This is a genomic window from Streptomyces achromogenes (assembly GCF_030816715.1).
Classification (GTDB): Bacteria; Actinomycetota; Actinomycetes; order Streptomycetales; family Streptomycetaceae; genus Streptomyces; species Streptomyces achromogenes_A.
This window is the reverse complement of record NZ_JAUSYH010000001.1, coordinates 6,378,030-6,390,363: the sequence shown is the minus strand read 5'-3', so window position 1 is coordinate 6,390,363 and position 12,334 is coordinate 6,378,030. Positions and strand designations below refer to the sequence as shown.

12 protein-coding genes and 1 pseudogene are annotated in these 12,334 nt (G+C 71.1%); 9 read left to right on the top strand and 4 right to left on the bottom strand.

The genetic code is table 11. The features are described 5' to 3' along the window. Window positions 1–64 precede the first annotated feature (64 nt). Entirely contained in the window at window positions 65–1,594 is a 1,530-nt protein-coding gene (miaB, locus tag QF032_RS28705; protein ID WP_307058012.1) for a tRNA (N6-isopentenyl adenosine(37)-C2)-methylthiotransferase MiaB, read from the bottom strand. Between the two features lie 66 nt (window positions 1,595–1,660). Further along, window positions 1,661–1,828, bottom strand: a pseudogene (locus tag QF032_RS28700) (LuxR C-terminal-related transcriptional regulator); the annotation flags it as partial. Window positions 1,829–2,002: 174 nt separating this feature from the next. Here QF032_RS28700 and QF032_RS28695 point away from each other — a divergent pair. Beyond that, complete coding sequence (locus QF032_RS28695; protein WP_307046438.1) at window positions 2,003–3,001, top strand: TAXI family TRAP transporter solute-binding subunit; 999 nt, start codon at window positions 2,003–2,005, stop codon at window positions 2,999–3,001. 9 nt (window positions 3,002–3,010) lie between these two features. Here QF032_RS28695 and QF032_RS28690 read toward each other — a convergent pair whose 3' ends face one another. Both QF032_RS28690 and QF032_RS28685 read right to left on the bottom strand, forming a co-directional pair. Further along, on the bottom strand, window positions 3,011–4,420 hold the full coding sequence (locus QF032_RS28690) for a sensor histidine kinase (RefSeq protein ID WP_306948951.1): 1,410 nt from the start codon (window positions 4,418–4,420) through the stop codon (window positions 3,011–3,013). Between the two features lie 12 nt (window positions 4,421–4,432). Then, on the bottom strand, window positions 4,433–5,119 hold the full coding sequence (locus QF032_RS28685; RefSeq protein ID WP_307046436.1) for a response regulator transcription factor: 687 nt from the start codon (window positions 5,117–5,119) through the stop codon (window positions 4,433–4,435). A gap of 315 nt (window positions 5,120–5,434) precedes the next feature. Between QF032_RS28685 and QF032_RS28680 the strand changes: the two genes are divergently transcribed. From QF032_RS28680 to QF032_RS28650, 8 genes are all read left to right on the top strand, one after another. Next, entirely contained in the window at window positions 5,435–6,211 is a 777-nt protein-coding gene (locus tag QF032_RS28680) for an amino acid ABC transporter ATP-binding protein (RefSeq protein ID WP_306948953.1), read from the top strand. Between the two features lie 84 nt (window positions 6,212–6,295). Further along, complete coding sequence (locus QF032_RS28675) at window positions 6,296–7,162, top strand: glutamate ABC transporter substrate-binding protein (protein ID WP_307046432.1); 867 nt, start codon at window positions 6,296–6,298, stop codon at window positions 7,160–7,162. A 111-nt stretch (window positions 7,163–7,273) separates the two neighbouring features. Further along, entirely contained in the window at window positions 7,274–7,939 is a 666-nt protein-coding gene (locus QF032_RS28670) for an amino acid ABC transporter permease (RefSeq protein WP_307058010.1), read from the top strand. After that, a complete protein-coding gene (locus tag QF032_RS28665; protein WP_307058008.1) occupies window positions 7,936–8,868 on the top strand; it encodes an amino acid ABC transporter permease in 933 nt (310 codons plus the stop codon). The genes QF032_RS28670 and QF032_RS28665 overlap by 4 nt, the downstream gene beginning before the upstream one ends. A gap of 177 nt (window positions 8,869–9,045) precedes the next feature. Then, window positions 9,046–10,671, top strand: coding sequence for an FAD-dependent monooxygenase (locus QF032_RS28660; protein WP_307060403.1), 1,626 nt, complete (start codon window positions 9,046–9,048; stop codon window positions 10,669–10,671). A 150-nt stretch (window positions 10,672–10,821) separates the two neighbouring features. Then, window positions 10,822–11,139 carry a putative leader peptide gene (locus QF032_RS40670; protein WP_373430391.1) on the top strand — a complete coding sequence of 106 codons (318 nt, stop codon included), beginning with the start codon at window positions 10,822–10,824 and terminating at the stop codon, window positions 11,137–11,139. A 127-nt stretch (window positions 11,140–11,266) separates the two neighbouring features. Next, the gene (locus QF032_RS28655) at window positions 11,267–11,839 is read left to right on the top strand and encodes a cysteine dioxygenase (RefSeq protein WP_307046426.1); all 573 of its coding nucleotides are present in this window, start codon (window positions 11,267–11,269) and stop codon (window positions 11,837–11,839) included. Continuing rightward, entirely contained in the window at window positions 11,836–12,276 is a 441-nt protein-coding gene (locus QF032_RS28650; protein WP_373430390.1) for a rhodanese-like domain-containing protein, read from the top strand. Before QF032_RS28655 ends, QF032_RS28650 begins: the two co-directional genes overlap by 4 nt. Window positions 12,277–12,334: the final 58 nt, after the last annotated feature.

Sequence of the window (12,334 nt, the reverse complement as noted above, 5' to 3'; positions counted from 1 at the left end):
GCGGGCCGGCCTGACACGGCCCGGGCCGAGCCGTGTCAGGCCGGGCCGCGCCCGTTTCAGGCCGTCAGTCGCAGCCGCAGCCGGTCGCCGCGGGCGCCGGCACCGGCTCCGGGGCGCCGATCTTCGGCAGACCCAGCATCACGCCCGTCGGCTTCGCCGCCTTCTCGGCGGTGCGCTTCTCCCAGGCATCACCCGCGCGCGTGCGGCGCACGCCGAGGACGGCGCCCTCGGCGAGGAGGTGGTGCGGGGCGGCGTAGGTGACCTCCACGGTCACCACGTCGCCGGGGCGGACCTCCTGCTCCGGCTTGGTGAAGTGGACCAGGCGGTTGTCGGGGGCGCGGCCGGAGAGGCGGTGGGTGGCGCCGTCCTTGCGGCCCTCGCCCTCGGCGACCATCAGCTCCAGGGTGCGGCCGACCTGCTTCTTGTTCTCCTCCCAGGAGATCTCCTCCTGGAGGGCGACAAGACGCTCGTACCGCGCCTGCACGACCTCCTTGGGGATCTGGTCCTCCATCGTCGCTGCCGGCGTGCCGGGGCGCTTGGAGTACTGGAAGGTGAACGCCTGCGCGAACCGCGCCTCGCGCACCGCGTGCAGCGTCTGCTCGAAGTCCTCCTCGGTCTCGCCGGGGAAGCCCACGATGATGTCGGTGGTGATCGCCGCGTGCGGGATGGCGGCGCGCACCTTCTCGATGATCCCGAGGTAGCGCTCCTGCCGGTAGGAACGGCGCATCGCCTTCAGGACCGTGTCCGAGCCGGACTGCAGCGGCATGTGCAGCTGCGGCATCACGTTGGGCGTCTCGGCCATGGCGGCGATGACGTCGTCCGTGAAGTCGCGCGGGTGCGGGGAGGTGAAGCGGACGCGCTCCAGGCCCTCGATCGCGCCGCACGCGCGCAGCAGCTTGCCGAAGGCCTCGCGGTCGCCGATGTCGGAGCCGTAGGCGTTGACGTTCTGGCCGAGCAGGGTGATCTCGCTGACGCCCTCGCCGACCAGCGCCTCGATCTCGGCGAGGATGTCGCCGGTGCGGCGGTCCTTCTCCTTGCCGCGCAGCGCCGGGACGATGCAGAAGGTGCAGGTGTTGTTGCAGCCGACGGAGATGGACACCCAGGCCGCGTACGCGCTCTCTCGCCGCGTGGGCAGCGTGGACGGGAAGGCCTCGAGCGACTCGGCGATCTCGACCTGCGCCTCTTCCTGCACGCGCGCGCGTTCCAGCAGCACCGGAAGCTTGCCGATGTTGTGCGTGCCGAAGACGACGTCCACCCAGGGCGCCTTCTTGACGATGGTGTCGCGGTCCTTCTGCGCCAGGCAGCCGCCGACCGCGATCTGCATGCCGGGCCGGCTCGCCTTGCGCGGCGCGAGCCGGCCGAGGTTGCCGTAGAGCCGGTTGTCGGCGTTCTCGCGCACCGCGCAGGTGTTGAAGACGACCACGTCCGCGTCGCCGTCCGACCCTTCGGGGGCGCGCACGTACCCGGCCTCTTCGAGCAGTCCGGACAACCGCTCGGAGTCATGGACGTTCATCTGGCACCCGTAAGTGCGGATTTCGTAGCTCTTGGGTGCGGGCGCGTCCACGGCGAGGCTCCGGTCACTGCTGCTGGTCATGCGTCAAGGGTAGGCGGTCGCGGAGAACGCCCGTCCCCGTGAGGTGCGGGGCCGATCAACGACGCCTCAGGGGTCGACGAGCCCGACGCGGATCGCGTAGCGGGTCAGCTCCAGCCGGTCGCGCATGCCGAGCTTCTGCAGCAGGTTGGCGCGGTGCCGTTCGACCGTCTTGGCGCTGATGAACAGCAGGGCGCCGATCTCCCGGGAGGTGTGGCCCTCCGCCACGAGCTTCAGGCCCACAGACCCGGGTGGGTGACTGAGCCGGGGTGACGGCGAGTCCGGAGACGGCGAGCCGGGGAGACACCTCATTCCCTCGCGTCTGTCACCCCCCTCTGTCACCGCCCGCCCCACCTGCCCGGTGAGCCCCGCCCTGGCCAGCACCGCGTACCGGCTGGCAGGATCGCGCTCATGTCCCCGTCGTTCTCCCGCATCGGCAGGCGCCGTGCCCTGCAGGGCACGGCCGCCGGCGTCGTCGTCCTCGGGCTGCTGCTGTGGTGGCTGCTGCCGCTGGGCGAGGAGCCGCCGAGCGGTTCGATCACCCTCAACACGGGCACGACGAGCGGCGTCTACTACGCGTACGGCACCCAGCTGCGCACCGCGCTCGCCAAGGACATGCCCGACCTGGACGTGAACCTGTCGACCAGCAACGGGTCGCCGGAGAACGTCGCGCGCGTGGCGGCGGGCGGGGCCGACTTCGCCATCGCCGCGGCCGACGCGGTGCAGACGTACGAGACGCAGCATCCCGGCCCCGCCGCCCGGCTGCGCGGGGTGGCCCGGCTGTACGACGACTACGTCCAGCTCGTGGTGGCCCGGGACTCGGACATCCGGTCCATCGCGGACCTGCGGGGCAGGACGGTGGCGACGGGTCTGCCCCGCTCCGGCGTGCGGCTGATCGCCGAGCGGGTCCTCAAGGCCGCGGGCCTGGACCCGGCCAAGGACATCAGGGCGGTGGAGCGGGGCATCGACACCGGCCCCGAGCAGCTCAAGCAGGGAAAGATCGACGCGTTCTTCTGGTCGGGAGGGGTGCCGACAGCCGGGCTGGAGAAGCTGGCCGACGGTTTCACCTTCCGGTTCGTGCCGATCAGCCCCGAGCTCGTCGCCAAGATGCACGACCAGGACGACTCCACGGGCTACTACCGGGCGACGAACATGCCCGAGTCGGCCTACCCCACCATCCAGAACGGCTCCACCGTGGCGACGATCGCCGTGTCCAACCTGCTGATCACCCGTACCGACGTGGACCCCCGGCTCACCGAGTGGGTGACCCGTACCGTCATCAGGAGCCGGGATCTCATCGGCGCGCACGTGCACTCCGCCCAGCTGGTCGATCTGCGCACGGCCATCTACACCGACCCGCTCACGCTGCACGCGGGCGCCCGCCGCTACTACCGCTCCGTCAAGCCGTAGGGGCGCGCGCTACGACGTCGGAGACCGGGGTACCGACACCGTCGCCGTCAGTCCGCTCGGCTCGTGGTGGGCGTACGACAGGGAGCCGCCGCCCGCGGCGAGCAGGGCACGGGAGATGGACAGGCCGAGACCCGAGCCCTTCACGTTCTGGTGGCGGCCACTGCGCCAGAACCGGTCGCCCACGCGCGTGAGCTCCTCGTCGGTCAGCCCCGGCCCGTTGTCGGTGACGACGACCGAGGAGGTCCCGCCGTCGGCGGTGACCGTGACCTCGACGCTCTCGCCCTCGGGGGTGAACTTCACCGCGTTGTCGATCACCGCGTCCAGAGCGCTGGACAGCGTCACCGGGTCGGCCCACGCCGTGGTGGGCGGGCAGTCGCCCACCAGCCGGACCCCCTTGGCCTTGGCGGTGGGCGCCCAGGCGGCGACGCGCTCGGCGGCCAGCGCGCCGATGTCGGTGACCCGCAGGTCGGCCTCGGCGTGCTCGGCAAGGGCCAGGTCCAGCAGATCGTCCAGGACCTGGGCGAGGCGTCTGCCCTCGTGCTGGACGGAGGCGATCTCCTCGTTGCCCTCCGGGAGTTCGTACCCCAGCAGTTCGATGCGCAGCAGCAGGGCGGCGAGCGGGTTGCGCAACTGGTGCGAGGCGTCGGCGACGAAGGCACGCTGCTGTTCCAGCACGTCCTCGACGTTGTCCGCCATCTCGTTGAACGCGCCGGCCAGCCTCCTGAGTTCCGGCGGGCCCCCGGCCACCGCGACCCGGGACTTCAGACGGCCGCTCGCGATCTCGTGGGTGGTGGCGTCCAGGACGCGCACCGGCCGCAGCACCCAGCCGGTCAGCCGCAGGGCGGCTCCGATGGCCAGCAGCATCGCGGCGGCCTCTCCGGCCCCGATCACCAGCCAGCCGTGCAGGATCCGCGACCGCATCGGCCCGGTGGGCGAGTCGGTGACGACGACCGCGACGACGTCGCCGTCCCTGATGACCGGCGACGCCACGACGAGCCGGTTGCGCTGCCACGGCCACACCTGCCGGGGGTCGTGGCTGCGACGGCTGAGCGACGCCTCCTCGAACGCGTCCCGCACCTCACCCGATGCGGGGAGGTACCAGTCGCGCGGAGCATGAGCCATGGGGGTGTCGGTGGTGTAGAAGACTCCGGCACGAATGCCGTAGACGTCGTAGTAGCTCGCGAGTTCCCGGCCGAGCGTCTCGCGCCGCTCGTTCGTGGACGCCGACGTCGGGTCGTCCACTCCCGAGGAGACGGTGACGAACTGGGCGAGCGCCGCGAAGCGCGCGGTGTCGTCGATGCGGTCGACGACCACCCGCTGCTGCTCGGCACCCGCCACGCTGATGGCCAGCGGCACCCCGAGGGCCAGCAGCACGGCAGCCATCAGGACGATGAGGAGCGGCAGCAGACGCGTACGCAACAGCGGTCCCCGCTACGCGGCCGGGGCGACGAGCCGGTATCCGACTCCGCGCACCGTCTCGATCAGCGCGGGCATGCGCAGCTTGGCGCGCAGCGAGGCCACGTGCACCTCCAGGGTGCGCCCGGTCCCCTCCCAGCTGGTGCGCCACACCTCGCTGATGATCTGCTCCCGCCGGAAGACCACGCCGGGTCGCTGCGCGAGCAGCGCCAGCAGGTCGAACTCCTTGCGGGTCAGCTGGACGGCCGTGCCGTCCACCGTGACGCGCCGGGTGGGCAGCTCGATCTGCACGGCGCCCAGGCGCAGCGCGCTCTCCCCCTCGGCGGCCGCGTCCTCGTGGACGGTACGCCGGCTCACGGCGTGGATTCGGGCGAGCAGTTCCCCGGTGTCGTACGGCTTCACCACGTAGTCGTCGGCGCCCAGGTTGAGGCCGTGAATGCGGGAGCGCACGTCGGAGCGGGCGGTGACCATGATGACCGGCGTGGCCGTGCGCTTGCGGATCTTGCCGCACACCTCGTAGCCGTCCTGGTCCGGCAGCCCCAGGTCGAGCAGGACGACGCCGAAGCCGGGCCCCTCCGGGACGAGCGCCTGCAGCGCCTCCTCGCCGCTGCGCGCGTGGGTGACGTCGAAACCGTGCCGCTTGAGGACCGCGGACAGGGCCGCGGCGACATGGTTGTCGTCCTCGACGAGAAGCAGTCTCATCCCGGCCTCCTCCGGTTCATCGGGCATACGGTCTGACTCACCACGACGGGTGTTCGGTTCTCCGGCGTCGGAAAACGGCGGCACACGCGTGCGTGCATCATGGCAGTCACGCCGATGGACGAGGACGCAGTCAAGCGAGTTCCCGTTGCGCGCGACTACCGTTACTCGGCCGATACGCGCGTGGCTCCCAAGTGCTACGACATGTGTCCGATTGCTATCGGATCGTGATGCTCAGATTCCCCTCAGATGTAATGACGCTGGTCGGGGCGGGTCACTACTGTCCTCCGAAACCGAGGAGGACGGAGCCCCGAAGCGATGACCGAAGTATCGGTGACCAAGGAGGACGCGGTCGCGAGCGGTGACCTGGTCGTCCTGAAGAGCGTCAACAAGCACTTCGGCGCGTTGCACGTTCTCCAGGACATCGACCTGACGATCACCCGCGGGGAGGTCGTCGTGGTCATCGGCCCCTCCGGGTCGGGCAAGTCGACGCTGTGCCGCACGATCAACCGCCTGGAGACGATCGACGACGGCGAGATCACGATCGACGGAAAGCCGCTGCCCCAGGAGGGCAAGGCGCTGGCCCGGCTGCGCGCCGACGTCGGCATGGTGTTCCAGTCGTTCAACCTGTTCGCGCACAAGACCGTGCTCGAGAACGTGATGCTCGGCCAGATCAAGGTCCGCAAGGCCGACAAGACGCAGGCCGCGGCCAATGCCCGCGCCCTGCTCGACCGGGTCGGCGTGGGCACCCAGGCCGACAAGTACCCCGCGCAGCTCTCGGGCGGCCAGCAGCAGCGTGTCGCCATCGCGCGGGCGCTGGCGATGGACCCGAAGGTCATGCTCTTCGACGAGCCGACGTCGGCCCTCGACCCCGAGATGATCAACGAGGTCCTCGAAGTCATGCAGCAGCTGGCCCGGGACGGCATGACCATGATCGTCGTCACCCATGAGATGGGTTTCGCACGATCGGCTGCAAACCGCGTGGTGTTCATGGCGGACGGGCGCATCGTCGAAGAGGCTGCGCCCGACCAGTTCTTCAGCAATCCGCGTAGCGACCGGGCCAAGGACTTCCTGTCGAAGATCCTGCACCACTGACCCGCCTCACCGACGGAACCGGCCCGCCCGCACCGCCCGCACCGCCCGCAGTAACTTCACCACTCTTCTCAAAAGGAAGTCACCATGAAGCTTCGCAAGGTCACCGCCGCCTCGGCCGCAGCCCTCGTCCTCGCCCTGACCGCCACCGCGTGCGGCGGCGACAGCAAGGACGACGACACGAGCAGCAGCGCCAGCGCGGGCAGCGGTGGCGGCGGCAAGATCAAGGTCGGCATCAAGTACGACCAGCCCGGCCTCGGCCTGAAGAAGCCCGACGGGTCCTTCGCCGGCTTCGACGTGGACGTCGCCACGTACGTCGCCAAGCAGCTCGGCTACCAGCCGGACCAGATCGAGTTCGTCGAGACCAAGAGCGCCGACCGCGAGAACGCCCTCGCGCGCGGTGACGTGAAGTTCATCGCCGCCACCTACTCGATCAACGACGAGCGCAAGAAGAAGGTCGACTTCGCGGGCCCGTACCTGCTGGCCCACCAGGACCTGCTGATCAAGTCCGACTCGGACATCTCCAAGGGCACGGACCTCAACGGCAAGAAGCTGTGTTCCGTCGTCGGCTCGACCTCGGCGCAGAACGTCAAGAAGACGATCGCCCCGGACGCGAAGCTCAAGCAGGTCAGTTCCTACTCCGAGTGCATCGCCGGCCTGCAGAGCGGCGCCGTGGACGCGGTCACCACCGACGACTCGATCCTCGCGGGCTTCGCGTCCCAGGACCAGTACAAGGGCAAGTTCAAGCTCGCGGGCCTGAAGCTCAGCAACGAGAACTACGGCGTCGGCGTCAAGAAGGGCGACACCGCCACCGTGGACAAGATCAACAAGGCGCTGGAGCAGATGGTCAGCGACGGCTCGTGGGACAAGGCCGTCAAGGACAACTTCGGCCCGGCGAACTACAAGAACGAGCCGGCCCCGAAGATCGGCGTCATCGTTCCGAACGCCTCGTAACCACACCTCAGCCACAGCGGGGTTCCCGCGGTGTGCCGCCGCCCGACGCGATCCCGGCGGCGGCACACCGCGCCCTTCCCATACGCCACCCAGCCGGAAGCGCGGGAGATCGTGTTCGACTTTCTTGATGGTTACGACGTCCTAGGGGCGTTCTGGATGACGGTGAAGCTCACCGCCATCTCCGCCGTGGGCGCTCTGGTCTGGGGCACCCTGCTGGCCGCGATGCGGGTGAGCCCGGTTCCGCTGATGCGCGGGTTCGGCACCGTCTACGTCAACGTCGTCCGGAACATCCCCCTGACGGTCATCGTCCTTTTCAGCTCGCTCGGGCTCGCCGACATCTTCGGCATGACCATGGGAAGCGACGACTTCGACATCCAGGGCTTCCGGCTGGCCGTACTCAGCCTGGCCGGCTACACCGCGGCGTTCGTCTGCGAGTCGATCCGCTCCGGCATCAACACCGTGCCGATCGGTCAGGCGGAGGCGGCCCGGGCCATCGGGCTGAGCTTCAGGCAGACCCTGACGCTCGTCGTCCTTCCGCAGGCCTTCCGCTCGGTCATCGGACCGCTGGCCAACGTCCTGATCGCACTGACCAAGAACACCACGGTGGCGGCCGCCATCGGCGTCGCCGAGGCCGCCCTCCTGATGAAGACGATGATCGAGAACGAGGCGCAGGTGCTGCTCATCGGCGCGGTCTTCGCGTTCGGGTTCGTGGTTCTGACCCTGCCGACCGGCCTCATCCTGGGCTGGCTCAGCAAGCGACTGGCGGTGAAGCGATGAGCTCGGTCCTGTACGACACTCCCGGCCCCCGCGCCAAGCGGCGCAACATCCTCTTCTCGGCGGTGTTCGCCGTCCTGCTCGCCCTCCTCCTGTGGTGGATGTGGCAGAAGATGGACGACAAGGGCCAGCTCGACTCCGCGTTGTGGAAGCCCTTCACCACGTCGGAGGCCTGGACCACGTACCTCCTTCCCGGCCTCGCCAACACGCTGAAGGCCGCGGCGCTCGCCATGGTCATCGCCCTTCCGCTGGGCGCGGTCTTCGGCATCGCCCGCCTTTCCGACCACCGCTGGGTACGCGGCGTGGCCGGCACCGTGGTGGAGTTCTTCCGGGCGATCCCGGTACTGCTGCTGATGCTGTTCGCCAACGAGTTCTACTCCCGCTACACGGACGTCAGCAGCGAGGACCGCCCCCTCTACGCCGTCGTCACCGGTCTGGTGCTCTACAACGCCGCCGTCCTGGCCGAGGTCGTCCGGGCCGGCATCCTCTCCCTGCCCAGGGGGCAGACCGAGGCCGCGTACGCCATCGGCCTGCGCAAGGGCCAGACGATGAGCAGCATCCTGCTCCCGCAGGCGGTCACCGCGATGCTGCCGGCGATCGTCAGCCAGCTGGTGGTCATCGTGAAGGACACCGCGCTGGGCGGCGTGATGCTCAACTTCCCCGAACTGCTCAACTCGCGCGGCACGCTCGCGGCCAACTACGCCAACGTGATCCAGAGCTTCATCGTCGTCGCGATCATGTTCATCGTGCTGAACTTCATCCTGACCAGCTTCGCGAGCTGGCTGGAGCGATACCTGCGGCGCAGCAAGCGCAGCACGGGTGCGGTGCTGGGCGCGGAGGACATGGAAGAACTCAATCCGGCGGCGGTGGGCGGTACCTTCGGGACCGGGGGCGAAGGCGGCGGCCTCCCCGGCAGCAGGACCTACACCTGACGAACAATCAAATAACGTGAACGGCTCGAAAGGCAGTGGCGTGCGCGCCACTGCCTTTCGTCGCTTGACGCAAACAACGACAATGGGTTGCATACGTTCTGTGATCGTGCACCCTGCTCCAACCTGTTGTTCACCCAAGCCCGCGAGGACACCGTCGAAGGCAGGGAGCGCCGCGCCGTGGACCCGGTGATCATCGTCGGAGCGGGGCCGGTGGGGCTCACGCTCGCCCTGGCGCTGGCGCGCCAGCAGGTGCCGTCCGTGGTCCTCGACGAGGGCCCCGGCAAGGACGAGCACCGGCTCGCGCGCACCGTCGTGCTGCGTGAGGACACCGCCGCCCTCCTGGAGCGGCTGACCGGAGCGTCCCTCGCCGACGTCGGGGTGCGTTGGGCCGGATGGCGGTCCATGCGGCGCAAGCAGGTGACGCAGGAGATCGCGTTCGACGACGACGCCGAGCCCGCCCCGCTGCACATCGCCCAGCACGAGCTGACCGGGGCCCTGCGCGCCGCCCTCGCCGGCGAGCGGCTGGCGAAGATCGCTGTGAACAGCCGTCTGGACACCGTCGAGCAGGAGGTCTCCGGGGTCACCGCCCACACCCGCGGCCCGCAGGGCACCTGGTGGCGCGGCAGCTACCTGGTCGGCTGCGACGGCCCCCGCTCCACCGTCCGCAAACTCCTCGACATCCGTTTCCCGGGCCGTACGGCGGTGGAGCGCCACGCCGTGGCCGCACTGCGCGCGGACCTTCCGTGGGACGGCGAGGCGTTGCTTCACCGGACCCCGCCGTGGCGGGCCTCCGGTCCCCCTGCCGCGGAGGTCACGGGCCGCCCGCTGCCGGACGGAGTGTGGCGGCTCGACTGGCTGTTGCCGCCCGGCAAGGACCTGGTCACGCCCGAGGTCCTGGTGGCGCGTGTCCGCGAGACCCTGGCGGGCTGGAGCGGCGGCTCCACGCCCCCGTACGAGCTGCTCGACACCGGCGTGCACACCGTGCACCACCGGCTTGCCCGGCGCTGGCGCGTGGGTCGGGTCTTCCTCGCGGGGGACGCCGCCCACCTGCTCGGCACGCTCGGCACCCAGGGTCTGGACGAGGGCCTGCGGGACGCCGACAACCTCGCCTGGAAACTGGCCCTGGCCTGGCACCACGGGCCGCACGAGGCACTGCTCGACAGTTACCAGGCCGAGCGCCGCGCGGTCGTCGCCGCCCGGCTGCGGGCCGCCGACCAGGCGCTCCCGCTGTTGCGCGGCGGCGGGGGCATCAGGGCGTACGTCCCCGGCGCGGCCCGTGGTCACGACGTGCTGCTCACCGACGGCCACCTGGGACGCGGCCCGCTGGGCGCGCCGGGATCGTACGCCGGGTCCCCGCTCGCGCCCCGGCACCTGGAGGCGGAGACACCGGTGGACACGCCCCCCGGGGCGCCCGTCGAGGACGTCCGGGTGACCGCGGAGGACGGCTCGTTCGTCCGGCTTCGGGACCGGCTCGGCCGGGGTGCCCTGCTGGTGCTGCTGATCGCACCGGGCACCGGCGTGTGGGAACGCCGGCACTGGGTCGGCGCCGGGATCATGCCCCGGCTGGCCGCCGCGGTGACGGCCCTGCCGTGCCCCGCCGAGCTCTTGGTGGCCGAGAGCTACCCGGGTGCGGCCGCACATACGGTCCTGCTGATCCGCCCGGACGGCCATCTCGTCACCGCGCTCAACGGGGTGCGCGCGGCCGACCTGTACGCCGCGGCGGAGGCAGCCGTCGGCGGCCCGGCCCGGGCGGCCGAGGAGCCGTCCGCGGCGGGAGCGACGGCGGCCTCCGCGGCGACATGACGGCGGACTCGGCGGCCATCCGTCCACGGATCGACGGCGGCGGGACGGCGGCCTCCGCGCCCACGTGACGGTGGCCTGCGCGGCTGCGTGACGGTGGCCTGCGCGGCTGCGTGATGCCGGGGCTTCGCGGCGAGGACGCGGCCACGGAGGGTGAGCGCGAACGGGGGGACGGAGGTGACGGCGCGGCGCGGCGGCGGGCCGCCGCTGACCGGTGCGGAGAGGTGGGGCCGGCCCGGACGGCCGCCACTGAGCCGGCGGCGACCCACCGCGACTCTGCGGCAGGCCGGCCGCAGGGCGGCGGGAGCTGCGCCGTCGTCACCGTGCGGTCCACAGAGTGACGGTGAGTTGACCGCGGTGCACCGGCATGCTGTACTCCGGATCGTGACCGACACCGATGTGCGCCTGTGGCGGAGGGTCCATATGGACCTCGTCCGCTATGCGGGCTGCGTGTGTCGTCCGTCCTGCTGAACTCGCACCCCTTCCCCACGGCGCGCGCCGCCGATGCGCCCCCGCCCGTGTGCGGCCCGCCCCCCCCCCCCCCCCCCCCCCCCCCCCCCCCCCCCCCCCCCCCGCGAACGTTCCCAGGACGGTTTCCGTGTCTGTCTCTGCATCCCTCCCTCCTTCCGCCCTCTCTGCCTCCTTCCCTGTCGCCCCCTCGTCGCCCGCTTCCGTCGCCGCGCCCACGCAGGCGGAGCTCCTCGACTTCGTCCGGCGTACGGCCGCGGACGCCGCGCTGATCGCCTCGCTCCCCCTCGATCCGGAGGGCCGCACCTGGGTGCGTCTGGAGGGGCCGGGCGGCAGCGAGGCCTGGCTGATCGGCTGGCCGCCCGGCACCGGCACCGGCTGGCACGACCACGCCGACTCGGTGGGCGCGTTCCTGACCGCGCGGGGCACGCTCAAGGAGTACTCGCTCGCCGCCCGGCTGCCCACCGACGGCTGGCGGACCCTGGAGCTGACCGACGGCGTGGACCGGTCGCGCACCCTGTCGGCCGGCCGGGGCCGGTCCTTCGGCCGCCACCACGTCCACGAGGTCCTCAACGAGTCCGCCGGGGAACACGCCGTCTCCGTCCACGCCTACTATCCGCCGCTGCCCCGCATCCGCCGCTACAGCCGTACCGGACAGGTGCTGCGGCTGGAGCAGGTCGAACGTCCGGAGGACTGGCAGTGAGCGACGCGAACACCCCCCGGGAGCGACGGCGGGACGAAGAAGGGCACGACGAACAGCCGACGGGGATCGACGAGTTGCTCGAGCGTGTCCGCGCCGGGTACGCGCGCGTGGAGGCCCGGGAGGCGTTCGATGCCGCCCGCGCGGGCGAGGCGCTCCTGGTCGACATCCGCTATGCCGCGCTGCGGGAGCGGGACGGGCTGATCCCCGGCGCGCTGGTCGTCGAGCGCAACGAACTGGAGTGGCGTCTAGACCCTCGGGGCAGTCATCGTCTCCCCGAGGCCACGAGCCATGACGTGCGGGCCATCGTGATCTGCAACGAGGGGTACGCGTCGAGCCTGGCCGCCGCGTCCCTGCACCAGCTGGGACTGCACCGGGCGACCGATCTCGTCGGCGGCTTCCAGGCGTGGAAGGCGGCGGGCCTCCCCGTGACGCCGTAGCCACGCCGGTGGACGCTGAGGGGTCGGCCCTGAGCGGCGGCGTGGGCGGGAGGCGCCC